We start from the raw sequence: 21,683 nt of genomic DNA on the forward strand, positions 1-21,683 counted from the left end.
TCAGGCGTCGAGCGCCTCACCGCTGGAGCGGAACACACGCAATTTGCGTCCATCCTCCAGCACCTTGAAGCCAACGCGCTCGCCCTTGCCCGTTGCCGGGTTGACGATATTGACGTTGGAGATATGGATCGACGCTTCACGCTCGACCACGCCGCCGGCGACACCCGCCTGCGGGTTCGGCTTGGTGTGGCGCTTGATGACGTTGGCATTGGAGACGATCACGCGATCGCCGTCCACACGCACAACTTCACCCTGCTTACCCTTGTCCTTGCCGGTGTTGATGACGACCTGGTCGCCCTTCTTGATACGGTTAGCCATGTATATGTCCTCCGCTCACAGCACTTCGGGAGCGAGCGAGACGATCTTCATGAACTTCTCGGAACGCAGCTCGCGCGTCACCGGCCCGAAGATGCGGGTCCCGATCGGCTCCTGCTTATTGTTCAACAGCACAGCGGCGTTGCCATCGAAGCGGATCAGCGAACCGTCGGGACGGCGCACACCCTTGCGGGTACGCACCACGACGGCGTCGTAGACTTCGCCCTTCTTGACCTTGCCACGCGGAATGGCGTCCTTGACGGTCACCTTGATGATGTCGCCAATGTGTGCATAGCGGCGCTTGGAGCCGCCCAGCACCTTGATGCACATCACTTCCTTGGCACCCGAATTGTCGGCGACATCGAGGTAGCTCTGCATCTGGATCATGATTCAGATCTCCCTTATTCGGCCGAACGGGTGACGATTTCGACCACCCGCCAGTTCTTGGTCTTGGACATTGGAGCAATCTCGGTCACACGCACGACGTCGCCTTCGTTGCAGGCATTGTCGGCGTCGTGTGCGTGAAGCTTGGACGAGCGCTTGATGTACTTACCGTACAACGGGTGCTTGACCTGGCGCTCCACCAACACGGTGACCGTCTTGTCCATCTTGTTGCTGACGACACGGCCTTCGACCGTGCGCAGCGCTTGCTTTTCGTTGTTGTCGCTCATCGCGGCCGTCCTTACTTGGTGCTGCCGAGCAGGTACTTGACGCGAGCAATCTCGCGGCGCACCCGGCGGGTATCGTGGGTCTTCGGCAGCTGGCCGGTGACCTGCTGCATACGGAGCGAGAACTGCTCCTTACGCAGATCGGTCAGGTGGGCCTTCAGTTCGTCAGCCGACTTCTCGCGGAGTTGTTTGATATCCATCAGCGCACCGTCCGGGTCACGAAAGTGGTGGTCACCGACAATTTCGCGGCGGCAAGGCGGAACGCCTCACGTGCGATATCTTCGGGAATACCCTCGATTTCATAGATCATGCGGCCCGGTTGAATCTGCGCGACCCAGTACTCCACGTTGCCCTTACCGGAGCCCATGCGGACTTCGATCGGCTTCTTGGTGATCGGCTTGTCGGGGAACACACGGATCCACATCTTGCCGCCCTTCTTGACGTGGCGGCTGATCGTACGACGTGCTGCTTCAATCTGACGCGCGGTCAGCTGACCGTGCGCGGTTGCCTTGAGGCCGTACTCGCCGAAGCTGACGGCGTTTCCGCTCCATGCCAGGCCGTCGTTACGGCCCTTGTGCATCTTGCGATATTTGGTTCGCTTGGGTTGCAACATTGCCGTTACCTCGCTTCACGAGCCGGGCGCGAAGGACGGTCACCACGGTCGCCGCGATCGTTACGATCGTTGCGCGGGCTGTCGTCCTGCTTCTCCTGGCCAACCTGGGAGAAGTCGAAGACCTCGCCCTTATAGATCCAGACCTTGATGCCGATGATGCCGTACGTCGTGGACGCTTCGGCAAAACCGTAATCGATGTCGGCACGTAGCGTGTGCAGCGGCACGCGGCCTTCGCGGTACCACTCCGAACGGGCGATTTCTGCACCGTTGAGGCGGCCAGCCACGTTGACCTTGATGCCCAGGGCACCCAAGCGCATCGCGTTGCCGACCGAGCGCTTCATTGCGCGGCGGAACATGATGCGACGCTCAAGCTGCTGCGCGATCGACTCGGCGACCAGCTGCGCATCCAGCTCCGGCTTGCGCACTTCGGTGACGTTGATGTGGGCAGGAACACCCATCATCGCGCTCACTTCCTTACGCAGCTTTTCGATGTCCTCGCCACGCTTGCCGATCACCACGCCCGGACGGGCGGTGTGAATCGTCACGCGGGCGGTTTTGGCAGGGCGCTCGATCAAGATCTTGCTGATACCTGCCTGCGCGAGCTTCTTGCGCAGCATTTCACGCACTTTCAGGTCGGCTGCCAGGTAGGCGGCGAAGTCGGCCTTGCTTGCGTACCACTTGGAATTCCAGTCCTTGGCGATGCCAAGGCGAATTCCAGTCGGATGAACTTTATGACCCATGGTCTTTTCCTTTCCGCTTACTTGGCGGCGCCGACAATCACAGTGATGTGACTGGTGCGCTTGAGGATGCGGGTACCGCGGCCTTTCGCCCGCGCCATGAAACGCTTCAGTGAGGGACCTTCATCAACCATGATGGTCTTGACCTTCAGCTCGTCGACATCCGCGCCCTGATTGTTCTCGGCATTAGCAATAGCCGACTCCACAACCTTCTTGATCAGGTGCGCAGCCTTCTTGTCCGAGAACTTCAGCAGATTGACCGCACGTTCGGCGGACAGTCCACGCACCTGGTCAGCGACCAGGCGGGCCTTCTGCGGGGAGATGCGCGCGGTGCGCAGGATTGCTTTCGCTTCCATCGTCATCTCTCCTTACCTGCTCGACTTCTTGTCGCCACCGTGACCCTTGAAGGTCCGGGTGACGGCAAATTCGCCGAGCTTGTGGCCGACCATATTCTCGTTGACGAGCACCGGAATGTGGTTCTTGCCGTTATGCACGGCGATGGTGATGCCTACCATTTCCGGCAGGATCATCGAACGGCGCGACCAGGTCTTGATCGGCTTCTTGCTACCCGCAGCGGACTCCACCTTCTTTGCAAGGTGGTGATCGACGAACGGGCCCTTCTTGAGTGAACGTGCCATGGTCGATTAGCCCCTACGATCGCGGACGATGAATTGCTGGGTGCGCTTGTTCTTGCGCGTCTTGTAACCCTTGGTCGGAACACCCCACGGGGTGACCGGATGCGGATTACCCTGGCCAGCCTTGGCCTCACCACCACCGTGCGGGTGATCGACCGGGTTCATGGCCGCACCGCGAACGGTCGGGCGAACACCGCGCCAGCGCTTGGCGCCAGCCTTGCCCAGCTTCTCGAGATTGTGCTCGTCGTTACCGACTTCGCCGATGGTGGCGCGGCACTCGACCGGCACCTTGCGCATTTCGCCCGAGCGCAGACGCAGCGTGGCATAGATGCCTTCGCGAGCGACCAGCTGGACGGCTGCACCGGCAGCACGTGCGATCTGAGCGCCCTTACCCGGCTTCAGCTCGATACCGTGGACCGTCGTACCGACCGGGATGTTGCGCAGCGGCAGCGTGTTTCCGGTCTTGATCGGTGCGTTGGCACCGGCAATGACCTGGTCGCCAGCCTTCAAGCCCTTGGGGGCGATGATGTAGCGACGCTCGCCGTCGACATAGCACAGCAGGGCGATATGAGCGGTACGGTTCGGATCGTATTCGATCCGCTCCACACGCGCCGGAATGCCTTCCTTGTTGCGCTTGAAGTCGATGATGCGGTAGTGCTGTTTATGACCACCACCGACGTGACGCACGGTGATGCGGCCATGGTGGTTACGACCACCGGACTTGCTCTGCGAGTCGAGCAGCGCCGCGTGCGGTGCGCCCTTGTGCAGATCGGGAGTAACCACGCGCACGGCGGAACGACGGCCGGGAGAGGTGGGTTTGAACTTCATCAATGGCATGGGATGGACCTCAGGCCTTGGCCGTTACGTCGATGGACTGACCATCAACCAGGCGGACGTACGCCTTGCGCCAATTGCCACGGCTGCCAGCACGGTTACGGAAGGACTTGCTCTTGCCCTTGACGTTGACCACGTTGACCGCTTTGACCTTGACGTCGAACAGCTGCTCAACCGCGGCCTTTACATCGGCCTTGGTGGCTTCGTTCGAAACTTCGAAGACATACTGGTTGGAAATTTCCTGCAGGCGCGCGGTCTTCTCGGAGACTCGCGGAGCACGCAGCACGCTGAAGATTTTTTCGTTGCTGCTCATGCCAGCCACTCCTCGACCTTCTTGACCGCATCGGCGGTGATCACGACCGTATCGGCCCCGACCAGAGCGACCGGATCCAGACCCTGCACATCACGCACCTGCACATACGGCAGATTGCGAGCGGACAGATACAGGTGCTCGGAGGCTTCCTCGGTGACGATCAGCGGGCGCTTGCCCACATCCAGCCCCTTCAGCTTCTCGATCAGACCCTGGGTCTTGGTGGTTTCGACGTCGAACGCATCGACGATCATCAGGCGACCCTGGCGATTAAGCTCAGAGAAGATCGCGCAGATGGCCGCACGGTACATCTTGCGGTTGACTTTCTGTTCGAAGCTGCGCGGCTTGGCCGCGAAGGTCACGCCGCCGCCGACGAAGATCGGAGCCGTCAATGCGCCATGACGCGCACCGCCGCCCTTCTGCTTCTTCGACTTCTTGGTCGTGCCCGCAACTTCCGAACGCGTCTTCTGTGCCTTGGTACCAGCGCGACCGGCATTGCGATAAGCGACGACGACCTGGTGAACCAGATCTTCGCTGAATTCGCGACCGAACACGGCATCGGAGACCGAGACCTTGTTGTTGCTACCCGTGATAACGAGTTCCATCGTCATCTCTCCTTATGCCTTGCTCGCCGGACGGACGATCACGTCGCCACCAGCTGCGCCAGGCACGGCGCCGCGGATAGCAATCAGACCACGCTCGACGTCGACCTTGACCACTTCCAGGTTCTGCGTGCTTTGCTGCACGGCGCCCATATGGCCCGACATCTTCTTGCCCGGGAAAACGCGACCCGGGGTCTGGCGCTGACCCAACGAACCCGGCGCGCGATGCGACAGCGAGTTGCCGTGAGTTGCATCGCCCATACGGAAGTTGTAGCGCTTGATGGTGCCCTGGAAACCCTTACCCTTGGTGACGCCCTGGACGTCGACCTTCTGGCCGACCTCGAAGATGTCCGCCTTGATTTCGCCGCCGACGGCGAAATCGCCGAGCTGCGCGTCTTCAACGCGGAATTCCCACAGGCCGCGACCCGCTTCCACCTTCGCCTTGGCGAAGTGGCCAGCAGCCGGCTTGTTGACCAGCGCGGCACGACGGGCACCGACGGTAATCTGCACGGCGCTGTAGCCGTCAGCTTCGACGGTCTTGATCTGCGCGATGCGGTTTGGAGTTGCTTCGATCAGCGTGACCGGTACCGAGCGACCGTCTTCAGTGAAGACGCGGCTCATACCAGCCTTGCGGCCTACGAAGCCCAACGAATATTTCTTCGTCATGGTCGTAGTCCTCAGGTCAACTTGATCTGTACGTCGACGCCAGCCGCGAGTTCGAGCTTCATCAGCGCGTCCACGGTCTTGTCGTTCGGGTCGACGATATCGAGCACACGCTTGTGCGTGCGGGTTTCGTACTGGTCACGCGCATCCTTGTCGGCATGCGGGGATACGAGGATGGTGTAACGTTCGATCTTGGTCGGCAACGGGATCGGGCCACGCACTTGCGCGCCGGTCCGCTTAGCCGTTTCGACGATCTCGCTGGCCGAGCGGTCGATCAAACGATGATCGAACGCCTTCAACCGAATCCGGATCTTTTGTTCCGACATGACGGAAGCTTCCTTCGTTAAAAGAGCGACGGGCAAGGCCTCTGGGATACCTGCCCCGATATTCCTGACGTAGATGAATTCGCCGCGCATCCTGCTGGCGAGGGCATTTCCTCCGCCCAAAAACTGAGGCAGACCGGTAAACCGGCCTGCCCAGACGGAAAAGTATAGTGCGCAACAAGAGCACGGTCAACAACACGTGAGTTGTTGAGTGCTCCATGCGACGCGACCTTCCCGGTCTGGCGAACACGAGCGGCATCCTGCCGTTCTTTTCGCTGTAACTCAGCGCCCTACCCAGGGACACCGAGCCGCGCATTATAGCGGCGCAATTGTAGTGGCGCAAGCGTCCTTCCCCATAAGGACGTCGGCGCGCGCACCGACCTGGCACAAAAAAAAGGGCCGGCTCGCGCCGACCCTCTTTTTTGCAGATCCAGCGACCAAAGCCGCCGGGCTGCAGGCACTTACTTGACGATCTTGGCAACCACGCCGGCGCCGACGGTACGACCGCCTTCACGGATGGCGAAGCGCAGACCTTCGTCCATCGCGACCGGGTTGATCAGGGTCACGACCATCTTCACGTTGTCGCCCGGCATCACCATCTCCACGCCTTCCGGCAGCTGGCAAGCGCCAGTGATGTCGGTGGTGCGGAAGTAGAACTGCGGACGGTAGCCCTTGAAGAACGGGGTATGACGGCCACCCTCATCCTTGGACAGCACGTACACTTCGGCTTCGAACTCGGTATGCGGCTTGATCGAACCCGGCTTGCACAGCACCTGGCCGCGCTCGACGTCGTCACGCTTGGTGCCGCGCAGCAGCAGACCGGCATTGTCGCCCGCCTGACCCTGGTCCAGCAGCTTGCGGAACATTTCCACACCGGTGACGGTGGTCTTCTGGGTGTCGCGGATACCGACGATTTCGATTTCGTCGCCGACCTTGATGATGCCGCGCTCGATACGACCGGTCACCACGGTGCCGCGGCCGGAGATCGAGAACACGTCTTCGACCGGCATCAGGAACGGACGATCAACGTCGCGGGTCGGCTCCGGAATGAACGAATCCAGCGCCTCGACCAGCTTCAGGATCGCCGGCACGCCGATCTCGCTCTGGTCGCCATCCAGCGCCAGACGCGCCGAACCGTGGATGATCGGGGTGTCATCGCCCGGGAAGTCGTACTTGCTCAGCAGCTCGCGCACTTCCATCTCGACCAGCTCGAGCAGCTCGGCATCGTCGACCATGTCGGCCTTGTTCAGGAACACGACGATGTGCGGCACACCGACCTGACGCGAGAGCAGGATGTGCTCGCGGGTCTGCGGCATCGGGCCGTCGGCAGCCGAACACACCAGGATCGCGCCGTCCATCTGCGCCGCACCGGTGATCATGTTCTTGACATAGTCGGCGTGGCCGGGGCAATCGACGTGCGCGTAGTGACGGCTCGGCGATTCGTATTCGACGTGGGCGGTCGAAATCGTGATGCCGCGCGCCTTCTCTTCCGGCGCAGCGTCGATCGCGTCATACGCCTTGAACTCGCCACCGAAACGCTCAGCACCGATCTTGGTCAGCGCGGCTGTCAACGTGGTCTTGCCATGGTCGACGTGACCGATGGTGCCGACGTTCACGTGCGGCTTGGTGCGCTCAAATTTAGCTTTTGCCATGGGTGCGTGTCTCGGTAATCGTTTGGAGTTGAAGACGATTGAGTAGTGGTGCTCACGAAAGGAATCGAACCTTCGACCTCCTCCTTACCAAGGAGGTGCTCTACCGACTGAGCTACGTGAGCGAGTTTTGCATTATGCCATGCATTTGCGTTCAATGGAGCGGGAGACGGGAATCGAACCCGCACCATCAGCTTGGAAGGCTGAGGTTCTACCGTTGAACTACTCCCGCGCCGGGAACTGCATGCCACAACGTGAAACTGGTGGAGGGAGGTGGATTCGAACCACCGAAGGCGTAAGCCAGCAGATTTACAGTCTGCCCCCGTTGGCCGCTTGGGTATCCCTCCAGCTTTTACGACCGGACCGATGCGCGATGAGGCGAATTCGGTTCGGGGTGAAGCAGCCCGTTATTTTGTTGTGGGACGCATGCAGTGTCAACAAAAATTTTGAGCAAATCGTCAGTGCCGAATCTGCGCGACCATCGGGGTCGCGCGCAACCGGTCAGACGTTGAAGCGGAAGTGCAGCACGTCGCCTTCCTGCACGCGGTATTCCTTGCCTTCCAGACGCAGGCGCCCCGCATCGCGCGCACCGGCTTCGCCGCGGTGCTTGATGAAGTCGTCGAAGCCGATCGTCTCGGCGCGGATGAAGCCCTTCTCGAAATCGGTATGGATCACCGCTGCCGCCTGCGGCGCGGTCGAGCCAGCCCTGACCGTCCACGCACGCACTTCCTTGACGCCGGCAGTGAAGTAGGTCTGCAGGCCAAGCAGCTTGTAGGCGGCGCGGATGACGCGATTCAGACCCGGCTCGTCCAGGCCCAGGTCGGCCAGGAAGGTGTCGCGATCGGCGTCGTCGAGCTGCGACAGCTCTTCTTCGATCGCTGCCGAGACCGGTACCACCTCTGCGCCTTCGGCCAATGCATGTTCACGCACCGCGTCCAGGTGCGGATTGTTCTCGAAGCCGTCCTCAAGCACGTTGGCGATGTACATCACCGGCTTGAGCGTCAACAAGAACAGGTCGCGCACCAGCGCCTTTTCATCGTCGTCCAGACCGGCTGCGCGCCCTGCCTTGCCGTCGGCCAGCGCAGCCTGCAGCTTGGCCAGCACCGGCTTGCGCGCCGCTGCATCCTTGTCGCCGCCCTTGGCACTGCGCTCGGCCCGGTTGAGCGCCTTTTCCACGCTGTCCAGATCGGCCAATGCCAGCTCGGTGTCGATGGTCGCGATATCGCTGATCGGGTCGACCTTGTTGTTCACATGGATGACGTCGTCGTTTTCGAAGCAACGCACCACGTGGGTGATCGCATCGACTTCGCGGATGTGGGCCAGGAACTTGTTGCCCAGCCCTTCGCCGCTTGCCGCACCCGCCACCAGGCCGGCGATATCGACGAACTCGACCGCCGTCGGAATCAGCTTCTGCGGCTTGACGATCTCAGCCAGCTGATTGAGACGCGGATCCGGCACCGGCACGATGCCGACATTCGGCTCGATGGTGCAGAACGGAAAATTGGCCGCAGCGATGCCCGCCTTGGTCAGCGCATTGAACAGGGTCGACTTGCCGACGTTGGGCAGGCCGACGATGCCGCATTTGATACCCATGGGTTTTCCAGTGAATGGAGAATCGGGAATCGAGAATGGCAAGAGCAACGCTCCTCCCATTCCCGATTCCCCATTCTCTATTTTTCCGTATGCAGGCGCTTCATCGCCTCGTTGAAATTATCTTCCATTGCCAGCGGCAGCACATCGATGGCTGCGTCCACTGCATTACCGATTGCCGCGTCGTCGTCGCGCCCTGCCCGTCCCAGCACCCATGGCACCACGCGGTCCTTGTGGCCGGGATGGCCGATACCGATCCGCAGGCGATGAAATTTGCCGTGCCCCAGCAGGCCGATGGTATCGCGCAGGCCGTTCTGGCCGCCGTGGCCGCCATCGAACTTGAGCCGCGCGATGCCCGGCGCCAGATCCAGTTCGTCGTGTGCAACGAGCAACTGCTCCGGCTCGATCTTCCAGAACCGCAGCGCGGCGGTGATCGATTTGCCACTGAGATTCATGAAGGTGGCCGGCTTGAGCAGCCAGACCGGCTGCCCGGCGATCTCGACCTTGGCGGTCTCGCCGAATAACTTTGCATCCAGCCCCCAACGCGCGCCATGGCGTTCAACGAGGGCATCGACGAAACGAAACCCGGCGTTGTGCCGGGTTTGCGCGTGTTCCGGACCGGGATTCCCGAGTCCGACAATCAGGCGGAGTGCAGACATGCCAGTGACCGCAGCCGATCCCGCGCAGCGCGAGGGATCGGCCGACGGCTTACTTGGTCTCGGCGCCTTCGCTGCCTTCTTCACCGGCAGCGTCTTCTTCCTCGATCCGCACGTGCTTGGCAGCAACCACCGCCACGTCGTGCTCCTTGCCCAGCTTCAGCTCCGGAATTTCCACACCGGCCGGCAGCTTGATCTCGGACAAGTGGATCACGTTGCCCACTTCCAGGGCGCCCAGGTCCACTTCGATGAACTCCGGCAGATCCTTCGGCAGGCAGACCACCTGAACTTCGTTGAGCTCATGGGTGACGACCACTTCGCTGGACTTACCGGCCGGCGAGGCCGCTTCGTTGATGAAGTGCAGCGGCACGGCGGCGCTGAGCTTCTCGTTGGCGCTGACGCGCTGGAAGTCGATATGGATGATCAGCTGCTTGAACGGATGGCGCTGCATGTCGCGCAGCAGCACCTGCTGCACGTCGCCATTGAGGTTCAGGTCGAGGATCGACGAGTAGAACCACTCGTTCTGCTGGGCGAGCCAGATCTGCTCGTGGTTGAGCTGGATGCTGACCGGCTCGAGTTCGCCGCCGTAAACGATGGCCGGAATGACGCCAGCGTGACGTAGGCGGCGGCTCGCACCCTTCCCCTCGTTCGCGCGGCGCTCGACCTTGATTTCATGTGTCTTTGCCATTGGATTTCACTACCTGGTTTGGAATATCGCCTCGCGGCGATGAAGCGTCTCACCCGCGACCAGGCGAGACGGATTGCGGCGCCCGGAATCCCGGGCGCCGAATGCGGAATCAGTCGACGTAGAGCGAACTCACCGACTCGCCGAAGGCGATGCGGCGAATGGTCTCGGCCAGCAGTTCGGCCACGCTGAGCTGACGAATCTTGGCGCAGGTGCGCGCAGCTTCGTTCAACGGAATCGTGTCGGTGACCACCAGCTCGTCGAGCTGCGAATTGTTGATGTTGTCCACCGCCGGGCCGGACAGCACCGGGTGGGTGATGTAGGCCACCACCTTGAGCGCGCCGCGCTGCTTCAGCGCTGCGGCCGCCGCGCACAGGGTACCGGCGGTATCGACCAGATCGTCGACCAGCACGCAGGTCTTGCCCTGCACGTCGCCGATGATGTTCATCACCGTGGCGACATTGGCGCGCGGGCGGCGCTTGTCGATGATGGCCAGATCCGCATCGTCCAGACGCTTGGCGACGGCGCGCGCGCGCACCACACCGCCCACGTCCGGCGATACCACGATCAGGTTGTCGGTGCCGTAGGCGCGCCAGATGTCGGCCAGCAGCAGCGGCGAGGCATAGACATTGTCGACCGGCACGTCGAAGAAGCCCTGGATCTGGTCGGCATGCAGATCGACCGTCAACACGCGGTCGGCCTCCATGGCGCAGATCATCTTGGCGGCGACCTTGGCGGTGATCGGCACGCGCGAGGAGCGCATCCGGCGGTCCTGGCGCGAGTAGCCGAAATACGGGATCACCGCGGTCACCGACGCGGCGCTGGCGCGCTTGAGCGCGTCGATCAGCACCAGCAGTTCCATCAGGTTTTCCGCGCTCGGCGCGCAGGTCGGCTGGATCACGAACACTTCCTGCCGGCGCACGCTTTCTTCGATCTCGACCTGCACCTCGCCATCGGAAAAGCGCGTGACCAGCGCCTTGCCCATGCGAACGCCGAGCTCCTTGCAGATGCTCAGGGCAAGCGGCTTGTTGGCATTGCCGGAGAACACCAGCAGATTACGTTGGTCTTGCATGAGATCTCTCGGGCGGCGGCAAAGAGCGTGCGGGCGATGGTGGAGCTGGACAAAGCCGACCAAATGCCGGGCTTTTATGTGAATCCCCGCACATGGATGTGCGGGCTGTTGCAGGGGACCTGCATATACGGCTGTTGCAGAGGGACCTGCATGTACGACTGTCGCAGGGGACCTGCATCAACAACTGGCAGGGGCGGTAGGATTCGAACCTACGAATGCCAGGATCAAAACCTGGTGCCTTGGGCCTCTTGGCGACGCCCCTGCATCAAACCTGTCTCGCGTCCAGCGCATCGAGCAGTGGCGAGTGCGGCGCACCTTCCACGACCCACGCCCTCAGATGGCCCGGCAACTGCGCCACGGCCTGCTCTGCAGCAGCGCGCGTGGCGAATTCGACGAAACACCCGCCCCCTGACCCGGTCAAACGCGGCGTCCCGATCCTGGACAGCGCCTGGAACACTGCCTCGATGGCGGATTCACGGCGCCGCAGGACCGGCTCGAACGCATTGTCGAGCAGAGAACCCGAAGCGAAGTCCGCTATTTTCACGGGCGCAGCATCCCGCGTCAATTCCTGTGATTGAAATAAGACCGGGGTGGGCACGTGAATTCCCGGATCGACCAGCACGTAGGACGCTGCCGGGAGACCGATCGGGGTCAGTTGCTCGCCGACACCCTCGGCCCAGGCATTGTGCCCGCGCACGAACACCGGCACGTCGGCACCCAGCCGCAGCCCCAGCTCGGCCAGCGTGTCGACCGGCAATCCCAGGCCCCACAAGGCATTCAGCGCGACCAGCACGGTGGCGGCATCCGACGAGCCGCCGCCGAAGCCGCCGCCGGCAGGGATGCGCTTGTCGACCCGGATGTCGACGCCGGCCTGTGTGCCCGCGCTGGATTGCAGCAAGCGTGCGGCCCGGATGACCAGGTCATCGGCTTCCGCCACGCCGGGCAGGCTGTCGCCGATGCGCCGGATCAGGCTGTCGTTGCGCACACGAAGATGAATGGTGTCCCCCCAGTCCAGCAGCCGGAACACGGTCTGCAGCAGGTGGTAGCCATCGGCGCGGCGCCCGACGATCTGCAGGAACAGGTTGAGCTTGGCCGGCGCAGGCCACGCCGACCAGTCCGTCTCCACCGCGGACATCAGGGCGATACCGTCCACTGATCGACCAGCAAGCGCACCTTGGCCTCGCCGTTGCGGGCTTCGATGCGCTGCGGCAGCTGGGGTTGGCCGGCGCCGGCCGGCGCCCAGGCGAGAAAGTCGATCGTCCAGCCATCCTGCTGCACGGTACGCGGCCGCCCGGCCGCATCCAGGGCCACGCGTTCGGCGCCCGCGTCGGCGATGCGCAGCGCGCGGACCCAGTCCGGCATCTGGTTGACCGGGATGGTCCAGCCGGTCGCTTCCAGCAGCACCTGCTCGGCATCCGGACCGCTGCGCGGACCGCCTTCCAGCCCTTCCAGGCGTCCGGCGCCGCTGGCGGTGTCGCCGGTGAGCACCCAGCTCTGCCGGGTCACCGGCGCGCTGAGCTGCACGCGGTACCGCGCACCGTCCTGCTGCCAGTCGATGCGGCCGCTACCGCCGTTGCTGCCCTTGCTGATCGCCACCCGACCCTGGAACGACCAGGTCGGATGCGCCTGCAGCCAGGCCTGACGTGCGGCTTCGGCCTGACGCGCACCCTCGGAGACCTGCTCGACCACCGCGGCGCCACTGCCCTGCCCGCGCGGCACGCTGACGCAGGCCGACAGCCCGACCAGCACCAGCCCGCTCAGGGCCAGTGTTCGGATCGCCCTGCTCATAGCCCGAATTTTTCCACCGCGCGTTGCAGCGCACGGTTGTCCGGATCCAGACGCCGCGCCTCATCGAAGTAGCGCCGCGCTTCATCCTGCTTGCCGCTGACCCATAGCACTTCGCCCACATGCGCTGCGATTTCCGGATCCTTGACCAGCGCCCAGGCGCGGCGCAGCTGTACCAGGGCTTCCTTGGTGCGGCCCATGCGATACAGCACCCAGCCGTAACTGTCGACGATGGCCGGGTTGTCCGGGTCGGCGGTGCGGGCGCGGTCGATCAGCGCCAGCGCTTCCTTGTAGCGGGTGGTGCGGTCGGCCAGGGTATAGCCCAGTGCATTCAGCGCCGCCACGTTTTCCGGTTCGGCCACCAGGATCTTGCGCAGATCGGCCTCGGCACGCGCGACATCGTCGCGGCGCTCCCAGGCCAGACCACGGGCGTACAACAGCGCGCCGTCGTCCGGATAGGCGGCCAGGCCGCGCTCGAAGGCATCCAGTTCGCCCGCTGCGTCGTCGGCGCGCTGGTGCAACTCGGCTTCGAGCACGTAGGCGTCGCGACGCGCGTCGTCGTCGGCGCTGGCATCGCTCTGCAATGCGCGCGCTTCGGCGAGCGCCTCGGGCTTGCGGCCCAGCTCGTACAGGGCGCTGGCGGCGCGCAGGCGCGCTTCGCTCAGCTGCGGCCCCCCGGGCACGCCGCGATACCACTCCACCGCCTCGTCGTAGCGCTTGAGGAATTCGGCGATCTTGCCGAGCAGCAGGCGGCGGTCCGGGTCGGGCTTGGCGGCATTGCTCCTGAGCTCGCCGTACAGCGCCTCCAGCGCGGTGCGATCCTTTTCCTTGGCCAGCATGGAGGCACGCAGCCCGTAGGTCTGGGTGTCCTGAGGTCCGGTCGACAACACCCGTGCGGCGGCCTCGGTCTGCCCCATGGCATCGTAAGCAAAGGCCAGCGCGCCTCGCAGTTCGGAATCCTTGACCGCCTGTGGCTCGACGTTCTTCAGCAGTGCCAGCGCTTCGTCGTTCTTGCCTTCCTGTTGCAGCTGGGTGGCGTGCAACAAGGCCACGCGCGGCTCTTCGGGGAAGCGGCGCACCACCTCGTCGACGATGCGCTTGGCCAGCGCCGGGCGCTCCATGCGCAGGGCGAGCCGGCCGAATTCCTGCCAGGCTTCGATCTGATTGGGGATGGCGCCGGCCTTGACCAGATCTTCGAGTACGTCGGCCGAGGCTTCCGGCTCGCGCCCGCCATTGGCCAGGGCGATCAGGGCGAAGCGCCAGCCGCGCGGGTCGGGTTCCTTGAGCAGGCCGAGCAGATCGCGGCGGGCGGTACGCAAGTCGTTGCGGCGCAAGGCCAGCGAGGCTTCGGTACTGCGCATGGACATCGATGAGGGTGCGCGGGCGCGCCACAGCGCCAGGGCCTCGATCGCGCGCGGGTCGTCATTGGCCAGCATGGCGATGCGGGCGGCGCGTTCGGCCAGCCCGGCGTCGCCGGCCTCGGCCTTGGCGGCGTCCAGGTAGGCGCGGGCGGCATCGTCCAACTGCCCGGCCTGCAAGGCGAATTCGCCGGCGAGCACCGGCTCCAGCGAGGTGGTGCCGGCGCGAGCGGACGGCGGCGCGGGCGGTGCCTTCTTGGGTGCTGCAGTGGCACTGGCGGAGACTGCGGCCAGCAAAAGAACACACAGGATGCGAATCGGTACAGGCATCGGGGGCAACCGGGCCGTAAAATGGGGCCCTGAATGGCCGCCAGCTTATCGCAAGCAACTGAACAATGACGTTGTGGGTGCTCGGACTGAATCACCAGACCGCACCTGTGGACCTGCGCGAACGCGCGGCGTTCGCAGGTGACGCGCTGCCGCGCGCGCTCGAGTCCCTGTGCGCGCTGCCGCAGGTGCGCGAAGCCGCGCTGCTGTCCACCTGCAACCGCACCGAGCTGTATGCGATGTCCGACGACCCGCACAGCCTGGTGACCTGGCTGGAGACCCACGCGCCAGGCTTGAGCGGCTATCTGTACCAGCATCAGGAGGAAGCGGCGGTGCGCCACCTGTTCCGCGTCGCCACCGGGCTGGACTCGATGGTGCTGGGCGAGCCGCAGATCCTGGGCCAGGTGAAGGACGCCTGGGCAGTGGCGCGTGCCCACGGCGCACTGGGCAGTGGGCTGGACCGCCTGTTCCAGCAGACCTTTTCGGTCGCCAAGCGGGCGCGTACCGATACCCGCGTTGGTGCCAATCCGGTGTCGGTGGCCTCCACCGCGGTGCGACTGGCGCAGGAATCCTTCGCGCGGCTCAACGAATCCACCGTGCTGCTGATCGGCGCGGGCGAAACCATCGAGCTGGCCGCCAAGCACCTGAGCGAAGGCCGCGTGCGCCGCTTGTTGATCGCCAATCGCACGCTTGCGCATGCGCAGACGCTGGCCAGCCAGCACGGCGGTTACGCCCTGCCGCTGACCGATCTGGACCGCCACCTGGCAGAGGCCGACGTGGTGTTCTCGGCCACCGCCGCGCGCGAGCCGATCGTGACGCGCGCGCAGGTGGAACTGGCGCTGCGCGCACGCAAACGCAAGCCGATGCTGCTGTTCGACCTGGCGGTGCCGCGCGATATCGAAGCCTCGGTGGCCGAGCTCGGCGACGCCTACCTGTACACCGTGGACGATCTGGAACGCGCGGTGGAAGACAACCGCCGCGGCCGCCGTGAAGCTGCCGACCAGGCCGAAGCCATCATCGACCTGCAGGTGGCACGCTATGTCGAAGCCTTGCAGGCCAATGCGCGCCAGGCGCCGCTCAAGCGCTTGCGCGCGTTCGGCGACAGCACCCGCGACGAACTGCTGGCCAAGGCACGCCAGCAGTTGCACCACGGCAGGCCGGCCGACGAAGTGCTGGAACAGCTGGCGCACGCGCTGACCAATCGCCTGCTGCATCCGCCCACCGCCGCGCTGCGCGAGGCCGCGCTCAACAACGACCTGGAATTGACCAGCGCGGCCGACCGGCTGTTCCCGGAAAAGCCGGGTTACCAACATCCCCCTGTAGCCACCCCGATCGTGAGGACCGATGACGCCGACCCTGCGCCGTAAGCTCGAAGCGCTGGCCGAGCGCCGCGAAGAACTGCAGCACCTGCTCTCCGACCCCGAGGTGGTCAGCAACAACGACAGGTTCCGCACGCTGTCGCGCGAACTGTCGCAGCTGGAGCCGGTGGCCGTGGCCCTGGAAGACGAAGCGCGCGCCAAGGCCGACCTGAGCGCGGCCGAAGCGATGCGCAACGATCCGGAAATGCGCGAGCTGGCCGAAGAGGAGATTGCCGCCGCACAGGCGCGCCTGGAAGAACTGGATGCGCAACTGGCCTTGCTGCTGGTGCCGCGCGACCCGCGCGACGACGGCAACCTGTTCCTGGAGGTGCGCGCCGGCACCGGCGGCGACGAGGCGGCGATCTTTGCCGGCGACCTGTTCCGCATGTACGCGCGCTATGCCGAGCGCCAGGGCTGGAAGGTGGAAATCGAATCCGACAGCCCCGGCGAGCATGGCGGCTACAAGGAAGTGGTGGCACGGGTGGTCGGACGCGGCGCGTATTCGCGGTTGAAGTTCGAATCCGGCACCCATCGGGTACAGCGCGTGCCGGCGACCGAATCACAGGGCCGCATCCACACCTCGGCGGCGACGGTGGCGATCATTCCCGAAGCCGACGATGTGGAAGAGATCGTGATCAACCCGGCCGACCTGAAGGTGGACACGTTCCGCTCGTCCGGTGCCGGCGGCCAGCACGTCAACAAGACCGAGTCGGCGATCCGCATCACCCATGTGCCCAGTGGCGTGGTGGTGGAATGCCAGACCGAGCGCAGCCAGCACGCCAACCGCGACAAGGCGATGAAGCGGCTGAAGGCGCAATTGGTGGAAGCCGAACGCAGCAAGGCGGCCGCCGCCGAAGCGCAGACGCGCAAGTTGCAGGTCGGCAGCGGCGACCGCAGCCAGCGCATCCGCACCTATAGTTTTCCGCAGGGCCGCATCACCGATCATCGCGTGGAAGGCCTGACGTTGTACGACCTGCCCAACATCATCGAAGGCGATCTGGATGCACTGATCGCACGACTGCTGCACGAACATCAGGCCGACGAACTGGCACGGTTGAGCGACAGCCCGTGAGTGCGCAGGTCCCGCGCGAGCTGCTGCAGCTGCGCGAGGCGGTGCGACGCCAGCCGGGCGATTTCATCGCCTGGCTGATGCTGGCCGACGCCGAACTCGGCATGGGCGCAATCGCTGCCGGCGAGGCCGCGGTGCAACGCGCGCTTGCACTGCAGCCGGGCCACCCGGAAGCGCTGGCGCGGCTTGGCCGGGTGCGCTGGACACAGCAACGGCATGCCGACGCGGCAACGCTGTTGCAGCAGGCATCGGACCTGGTGCCGCAGCATCCGGGCATCGCGTTGTGGCTTGGGCATGCATTGGAAGATGCAGGCCAGGCCGAAGCTGCCGCGGCCGCGTATACGCGTGCGCACCAGTTGCTGCCCGACGAGCCGTACATCACTGCGCAACTGCTCAACTGGCGACGCCGCCTGTGCGATTGGCGCGAGCTGGATGCGCTCGCTGCGCAGGTGCGCAGCGCCGTGGCGCAAGGCGCTGCTGCGGTGGAACCGTTCGCCTTTCTCAGCGAGGACGCCAGCGCTGCCGAACAGCTGGCGTGTGCACGGACGCGCGCGCAGGCAGTGGCCACGATGTTGCGCCCGCTACCGCCAACTGCCGTGCGCAGCCAGGGCGCGTTACGGCTCGGCTTCGTTTCCAACGGGTTTGGTGCGCATCCCACCGGCGTGCTGACGGTCGCGTTGTTCGAAGCGCTAAAGCGCCGGCAGCCTGCGCTGCAGCTGCATCTGTTCGCCACCAGCCACGACGACCGCAGCGAAATTCGCGCGCGCCTGACGCAAGCCACCACGCTGCACGATGTCACCGAGTTCGGGCACCTGGCCAGCGCGCAGCACATCCGCGACCAGGGCATCGATCTGCTGTTCGACCTGCGCGGCTGGGGCGGCGGCGGGCGCCCGGAAGTGTTCGCACTGCGACCTGCGCCGCTGCAGCTCAACTGGCTGGCCTATCCGGGAACGTCGGGCGCGCCGTGGATGGACTATGTGCTGGGCGATGCGTTTGCGCTGCCGCCGTCGCTGGAGCCGTTCTACCGCGAGCGCGTGCTGCGCTTGAACGGTGCGTTTCAGCCGTCGGACACCTCGCGCGTGGTCGCCGAACCGCCGTCGCGGACGCAGTGCGGCTTGCCCGAGCATGGCGTGGTGCTGTGTTGCTTCAACAACAGCTACAAGCTCAATCCACGCAGCATGGCGCGCATGTTGGCGGTGTTGCGTGCGGCGCCGGGCAGCGTGCTGTGGCTGTTGTCCGGGCCGGGCGAGGCCGACGCGCGCCTGCGTGCGGTGGCGCAGGCACAAGGCGTGGATGCGCAGCGCCTGGTCTTCATGCCGAAGCTGCCGCACGCGCAGTATCTGGCGCACTACCGGCATGCGGACCTGTTCCTGGATACGCATCCGTACAACGCGCATACCACCGCATCGGATGCGTTATGGGCGGGTTGCCCGGTGCTGACGACGCCCGGCGAGACATTTGCCGCGCGCGTGGCCGGCAGCCTGAACCATCATCTGGGGCTGGATGAGATGAATGTGACCGATGACGCTGCGTTCGTGGCCAAGGCGGTGGCGGTGGCGGGTGACCCAGCGGTGTTGCGTGCGCTGCGGGAGCGGGTGGCGGAGCGTCGGCGCGAGTCGGGCGTGTTCGATATGGATGGGTTTGCCGACGGGTTCGCGGAACTGATGCACGCACTCGCGCGCCAACATGGTTGGTCAGGTAACTAGCGGGCTGCTTGCCTTTTTCAAGGTAAATGGCTGTCTTCCGCTGTACCCTCACCCCAACCTCTTTCCCGGGGGGTGAGGAGCTCGAGAGCGACTCGTCCGTTGTGCGGCTTCACGCCGTGGTGCTGTACCCGGTCGTCCCGGCTCGCTAGGCTTGGGGCATGCCTTCCACTCCCGACTTCATTCCCTTGCACCTGTGCGTGCTGACGGTGTCCGACAGCCGCACACTGGCCGACGATCGCTCCGGCGACTATCTGGCCGATGCCCTCACCCACGACGGTCACGTGCTGCACGAGCGCGCCTTGTGTCCGGACGATCGCTACCGCATGCGCGCGATCGTCTCTGCGTGGATCGCCGATGCGCAGGTCGACGGCATCCTGATCACTGGCGGCACCGGCTTCACCGGCCGTGACAGCACGCCGGAGGCGATCACGCCGTTGCTGGACAAGACCATGCCCGGTTTCGGCGAGTTGTTCCGCGCGGTCAGTGTCGACGAAATCGGCACCTCGTCGCTGCAGTCGCGCGCATTTGCGGGGCTGGCCAATCACAGCTTCGTGTTCTGCCTGCCCGGCTCCACCTCGGCCTGCCGCACCGCCTGGGAAAAGATCGTGCGTGCGCAACTGGATGCGCGTACCACACCGTGCAATCTGGCGACATTGCGTCCACGTCTGGGCGAATAGCCTGCGCGCTCTCCACACGTGTCGGAACGCGCATGTCGCACCTGAAACGCAAGGCCTACAAGAAGCTGCTGGCACCGCTGCAGCTGGAACTGGTCACCATGGCGCGCTGGCTGCGCCATACCAACCAGCGCGCGCTGGTGCTGGTGGAAGGCCGCGACACCGCCGGCAAGGGCGGTGTGATCCAGGCCATCGCCAGCCATCTCAACCCGCGCCAGTGCCGGGTGGTGGCGTTGCCGACACCCAACGACCGCGAAAGCACGCAATGGTATTTCCAGCGCTATGTGGCGCACCTGCCGGCGGCCGGCGAGCTGGTGCTGATGGATCGCAGCTGGTACAACCGCGCCGGCGTGGAACGGGTGATGGGCTATTGCACCGACGCGCAGTACGACGCGTTTCTGGAACAGGCGCCGCGCTTCGAGCAACTGCTGGTCGACGACGGCATCCTGCTGTTCAAGTACTGGTTGTGCGTGGATCAGGCCGAGCAGGAACGGCGCTTTGCCGAACGCCAGGAAGATCCGCTCAAGGGCTGGAAGCTGTCGCCGGTGGATCTGCAGTCACGCAGCAAGTACGAGGACTACACCGCCGCGCGCGAGCGCATGCTCGCGGTGACGCATACCCCGGACGCGCCATGGACGCTGGTGGATTTCCACGACCAGAAGCGCGGCCGACTGAGCCTGATCCGCAATCTGCTGGATCGGCTCCCCGACACCGCGGTGCCCGATGACACGCTGCAGTTGCCGCCGTTGCACGGCAAACCGCACAAGGAACGTTATGGCGTGCTGGAACCGATCGACGGTTACGCCGGCCAGTCCTGAGAGATCTCGTCGCTGGCGGCGGTGGCGCGTGGCAAGGGATACAGGCCGGCCTGACGCTCGGCCTGCTCGGCCTGCAGCACCAGCTGACTCAGGCGCTGACTGAACAACTGGATGAAACCGCGGTGCAGCGGGCGCATCGCTTCGATGTAATCCACATCGTCGGCCTGCGGGCCGAGCGGGCTGCAGGACGACAGCAGCACTTCGTCCAGGCGTAGCGTGCTGTCGGGCAGATGCACCAGCGCGGCGCGGCGCAGCCAGTCGCGCAGACCCTGGCGGTACTCGGCGGCCAGGATGTAGGCCACCTCGACCTGATCCAGGTCCACATCCGGATTCCACGCCAGCACCTGGATGACCTGCGAGCGCTCGTCCAGCATGCGGCTTTCGGCCACCAGGCCCTGCAATTGCTGCAGCAGGCGCCACTGGACGTCGGCGGCCTCGCGCTGCGGGGCCGGCATGGCCTCGATCGCCAGCGCCAGGCGGCGTGCGAACAGCGCCGGCACCTCGGCCAGGACGATCGGGCCGGCATCGGCGCCGAGCAGGAAACGCTCGGTACGCAGCGTGGCGGTGTCGGGCAGGTAGCCGTCCTGCAGCGGGCGCATCACGCCGTGGTCGAGCAGCGACAGCACCACATCCAGCCAGTAGCGACGCTCCTGTTGCAGCGCGCGGTTGGCGGTGGCGTTCTGCCAGGCCGGACGGACATCGTCCAGGCGCGCGATGCAGGCCTGGGCGTCCAGGTGATCCCAGGGCGCGCGGGTGGCGTCGTCGGGATCGAAATTCTCCACGCTGAGCATGCCGCCGCCGAAGCGATGCCAGGCGGCACCGCGCTGGGTGCCGGCAGGATCGGGCCTGGCCGATAGCGGCACAGCGGTGGCCGGACGCAACAGCGCAGCGTAGGCGTCGGCCCAGCAATCGGGCAGACGCGCCGACAACGGATAGCTGGCCGCGGACGACCCCAGGCCGTGATGTGCGAGCTTCAGGCTCCACAGCACCGCACCGATCACGATGCCGCCGAAAATCCAGGCCAGCAGCCAGCTGGTGGCCGCCTGTCCAGGCTGCAGCACACGGGTCTGCGGCTGCAAAAACAGCAACCAGCCGCTGCCCGCCACGATGCCCAGATATAACCATGGCACGAGCCGGGCCAGGTGACGGTTGCGGCGGTGGGCAGGCAGTTCGCGCCCGTCGGTGTGATCTTGAGATGGAGCAGCCATACATTCCCCCTGCACGCCTGATCGCGCT

27 protein-coding genes and 4 tRNA genes are annotated in these 21,683 nt (G+C 64.8%); 5 read left to right on the forward strand and 26 right to left on the reverse strand.

Going from position 1 to position 21,683, the window contains the following annotated elements; translation table 11 throughout:
* The 25 genes from rplX to XarjCFBP7645_RS16990 form a co-directional block, all read right to left on the reverse strand.
* Window positions 1-318 (reverse strand): 50S ribosomal protein L24, encoded by a 318-nt coding sequence (gene rplX / locus XarjCFBP7645_RS16870; protein WP_003486696.1) that lies wholly within the window; start codon window positions 316-318, stop codon window positions 1-3.
* Between the two features lie 15 nt (window positions 319-333).
* Window positions 334-702, reverse strand: coding sequence for a 50S ribosomal protein L14 (gene rplN, locus XarjCFBP7645_RS16875; protein ID WP_003486699.1), 369 nt, complete (start codon window positions 700-702; stop codon window positions 334-336).
* Window positions 703-716: 14 nt separating this feature from the next.
* Window positions 717-986 carry a 30S ribosomal protein S17 gene (rpsQ, locus tag XarjCFBP7645_RS16880; RefSeq protein ID WP_016900663.1) on the reverse strand — a complete coding sequence of 90 codons (270 nt, stop codon included), beginning with the start codon at window positions 984-986 and terminating at the stop codon, window positions 717-719.
* An 11-nt stretch (window positions 987-997) separates the two neighbouring features.
* Window positions 998-1,183, reverse strand: a complete 186-nt coding sequence (rpmC, locus tag XarjCFBP7645_RS16885) for a 50S ribosomal protein L29 (RefSeq protein ID WP_006450638.1) — start codon at window positions 1,181-1,183, stop codon at window positions 998-1,000.
* Window positions 1,183-1,596, reverse strand: a complete 414-nt coding sequence (rplP, locus tag XarjCFBP7645_RS16890) for a 50S ribosomal protein L16 (RefSeq protein WP_011036127.1) — start codon at window positions 1,594-1,596, stop codon at window positions 1,183-1,185. The genes rpmC and rplP overlap by 1 nt, the downstream gene beginning before the upstream one ends.
* Window positions 1,597-1,601: 5 nt before the next feature.
* Window positions 1,602-2,336 carry a 30S ribosomal protein S3 gene (rpsC, locus tag XarjCFBP7645_RS16895; RefSeq protein ID WP_024938565.1) on the reverse strand — a complete coding sequence of 245 codons (735 nt, stop codon included), beginning with the start codon at window positions 2,334-2,336 and terminating at the stop codon, window positions 1,602-1,604.
* Between the two features lie 17 nt (window positions 2,337-2,353).
* Window positions 2,354-2,689 carry a 50S ribosomal protein L22 gene (gene rplV, locus XarjCFBP7645_RS16900; protein ID WP_002811686.1) on the reverse strand — a complete coding sequence of 112 codons (336 nt, stop codon included), beginning with the start codon at window positions 2,687-2,689 and terminating at the stop codon, window positions 2,354-2,356.
* Between the two features lie 12 nt (window positions 2,690-2,701).
* Window positions 2,702-2,971 (reverse strand): 30S ribosomal protein S19, encoded by a 270-nt coding sequence (gene rpsS, locus XarjCFBP7645_RS16905; RefSeq protein WP_005993369.1) that lies wholly within the window; start codon window positions 2,969-2,971, stop codon window positions 2,702-2,704.
* 6 nt (window positions 2,972-2,977) lie between these two features.
* The gene (gene rplB, locus XarjCFBP7645_RS16910; RefSeq protein ID WP_003486715.1) at window positions 2,978-3,805 is read right to left on the reverse strand and encodes a 50S ribosomal protein L2; all 828 of its coding nucleotides are present in this window, start codon (window positions 3,803-3,805) and stop codon (window positions 2,978-2,980) included.
* A 10-nt stretch (window positions 3,806-3,815) separates the two neighbouring features.
* A complete protein-coding gene (gene rplW / locus XarjCFBP7645_RS16915; protein WP_002811694.1) occupies window positions 3,816-4,115 on the reverse strand; it encodes a 50S ribosomal protein L23 in 300 nt (99 codons plus the stop codon).
* Window positions 4,112-4,717 carry a 50S ribosomal protein L4 gene (gene rplD / locus XarjCFBP7645_RS16920; protein ID WP_016900669.1) on the reverse strand — a complete coding sequence of 202 codons (606 nt, stop codon included), beginning with the start codon at window positions 4,715-4,717 and terminating at the stop codon, window positions 4,112-4,114. The genes rplW and rplD overlap by 4 nt, the downstream gene beginning before the upstream one ends.
* 12 nt (window positions 4,718-4,729) lie before the next feature.
* The gene (gene rplC / locus XarjCFBP7645_RS16925; RefSeq protein ID WP_006450633.1) at window positions 4,730-5,380 is read right to left on the reverse strand and encodes a 50S ribosomal protein L3; all 651 of its coding nucleotides are present in this window, start codon (window positions 5,378-5,380) and stop codon (window positions 4,730-4,732) included.
* 11 nt (window positions 5,381-5,391) lie between these two features.
* Window positions 5,392-5,703, reverse strand: a complete 312-nt coding sequence (gene rpsJ, locus XarjCFBP7645_RS16930; RefSeq protein WP_003486723.1) for a 30S ribosomal protein S10 — start codon at window positions 5,701-5,703, stop codon at window positions 5,392-5,394.
* 458 nt (window positions 5,704-6,161) lie between these two features.
* The gene (gene tuf, locus XarjCFBP7645_RS16935; RefSeq protein WP_104538414.1) at window positions 6,162-7,352 is read right to left on the reverse strand and encodes an elongation factor Tu; all 1,191 of its coding nucleotides are present in this window, start codon (window positions 7,350-7,352) and stop codon (window positions 6,162-6,164) included.
* 46 nt (window positions 7,353-7,398) lie between these two features.
* Window positions 7,399-7,474: transfer RNA gene (locus tag XarjCFBP7645_RS16940), tRNA-Thr, on the reverse strand.
* 33 nt (window positions 7,475-7,507) lie between these two features.
* Window positions 7,508-7,581: transfer RNA gene (locus XarjCFBP7645_RS16945), tRNA-Gly, on the reverse strand.
* 29 nt (window positions 7,582-7,610) lie between these two features.
* Window positions 7,611-7,696: transfer RNA gene (locus XarjCFBP7645_RS16950), tRNA-Tyr, on the reverse strand.
* 154 nt (window positions 7,697-7,850) lie between these two features.
* A complete protein-coding gene (gene ychF / locus XarjCFBP7645_RS16955) occupies window positions 7,851-8,942 on the reverse strand; it encodes a redox-regulated ATPase YchF (protein WP_104538415.1) in 1,092 nt (363 codons plus the stop codon).
* 77 nt (window positions 8,943-9,019) lie between these two features.
* A complete protein-coding gene (gene pth / locus XarjCFBP7645_RS16960) occupies window positions 9,020-9,598 on the reverse strand; it encodes an aminoacyl-tRNA hydrolase (protein WP_104538416.1) in 579 nt (192 codons plus the stop codon).
* 49 nt (window positions 9,599-9,647) lie between these two features.
* The gene (locus XarjCFBP7645_RS16965; protein ID WP_016900688.1) at window positions 9,648-10,283 is read right to left on the reverse strand and encodes a 50S ribosomal protein L25/general stress protein Ctc; all 636 of its coding nucleotides are present in this window, start codon (window positions 10,281-10,283) and stop codon (window positions 9,648-9,650) included.
* Window positions 10,284-10,392: 109 nt separating this feature from the next.
* The gene (locus XarjCFBP7645_RS16970) at window positions 10,393-11,352 is read right to left on the reverse strand and encodes a ribose-phosphate diphosphokinase (protein WP_002811729.1); all 960 of its coding nucleotides are present in this window, start codon (window positions 11,350-11,352) and stop codon (window positions 10,393-10,395) included.
* 185 nt (window positions 11,353-11,537) lie between these two features.
* Window positions 11,538-11,614, reverse strand: a tRNA-Gln gene (locus XarjCFBP7645_RS16975).
* 3 nt (window positions 11,615-11,617) lie between these two features.
* The gene (gene ispE, locus XarjCFBP7645_RS16980) at window positions 11,618-12,505 is read right to left on the reverse strand and encodes a 4-(cytidine 5'-diphospho)-2-C-methyl-D-erythritol kinase (protein WP_104538417.1); all 888 of its coding nucleotides are present in this window, start codon (window positions 12,503-12,505) and stop codon (window positions 11,618-11,620) included.
* Window positions 12,487-13,140, reverse strand: a complete 654-nt coding sequence (lolB, locus tag XarjCFBP7645_RS16985) for a lipoprotein insertase outer membrane protein LolB (RefSeq protein WP_104538418.1) — start codon at window positions 13,138-13,140, stop codon at window positions 12,487-12,489. The genes ispE and lolB overlap by 19 nt, the downstream gene beginning before the upstream one ends.
* Window positions 13,137-14,825 carry a tetratricopeptide repeat protein gene (locus XarjCFBP7645_RS16990; RefSeq protein ID WP_104538419.1) on the reverse strand — a complete coding sequence of 563 codons (1,689 nt, stop codon included), beginning with the start codon at window positions 14,823-14,825 and terminating at the stop codon, window positions 13,137-13,139. Before XarjCFBP7645_RS16990 ends, lolB begins: the two co-directional genes overlap by 4 nt.
* Window positions 14,826-14,890: 65 nt before the next feature.
* Here XarjCFBP7645_RS16990 and hemA point away from each other — a divergent pair, with 65 nt between their 5' ends.
* The 5 genes from hemA to ppk2 all read left to right on the forward strand — a co-directional run bounded on the left by hemA (window position 14,891) and on the right by ppk2 (window position 20,447).
* On the forward strand, window positions 14,891-16,189 hold the full coding sequence (gene hemA, locus XarjCFBP7645_RS16995; protein ID WP_104538420.1) for a glutamyl-tRNA reductase: 1,299 nt from the start codon (window positions 14,891-14,893) through the stop codon (window positions 16,187-16,189).
* Complete coding sequence (gene prfA / locus XarjCFBP7645_RS17000) at window positions 16,167-17,252, forward strand: peptide chain release factor 1 (protein ID WP_104538421.1); 1,086 nt, start codon at window positions 16,167-16,169, stop codon at window positions 17,250-17,252. The genes hemA and prfA overlap by 23 nt, the downstream gene beginning before the upstream one ends.
* Window positions 17,249-18,955: a tetratricopeptide repeat protein gene (locus XarjCFBP7645_RS17005; protein ID WP_104538422.1), complete on the forward strand. Its 1,707-nt coding sequence runs from the start codon at window positions 17,249-17,251 to the stop codon at window positions 18,953-18,955. The genes prfA and XarjCFBP7645_RS17005 overlap by 4 nt, the downstream gene beginning before the upstream one ends.
* Window positions 18,956-19,113: 158 nt before the next feature.
* Window positions 19,114-19,632: a molybdenum cofactor biosynthesis protein B gene (gene moaB / locus XarjCFBP7645_RS17010; protein ID WP_104538423.1), complete on the forward strand. Its 519-nt coding sequence runs from the start codon at window positions 19,114-19,116 to the stop codon at window positions 19,630-19,632.
* 32 nt (window positions 19,633-19,664) lie between these two features.
* Entirely contained in the window at window positions 19,665-20,447 is a 783-nt protein-coding gene (ppk2, locus tag XarjCFBP7645_RS17015) for a polyphosphate kinase 2 (RefSeq protein ID WP_104538424.1), read from the forward strand.
* On the opposite strand, the gene XarjCFBP7645_RS17020 is transcribed toward ppk2, so the two are convergent.
* A complete protein-coding gene (locus XarjCFBP7645_RS17020) occupies window positions 20,429-21,655 on the reverse strand; it encodes a hypothetical protein (RefSeq protein WP_104538425.1) in 1,227 nt (408 codons plus the stop codon). The two genes, ppk2 and XarjCFBP7645_RS17020, sit on opposite strands and share 19 nt — an antisense overlap.
* Window positions 21,656-21,683 lie beyond the last annotated feature (28 nt).

It is taken from the genome of Xanthomonas arboricola (assembly GCF_002940665.1).
In the GTDB taxonomy this organism is placed as follows: Bacteria; Pseudomonadota; Gammaproteobacteria; order Xanthomonadales; family Xanthomonadaceae; genus Xanthomonas; species Xanthomonas arboricola_B.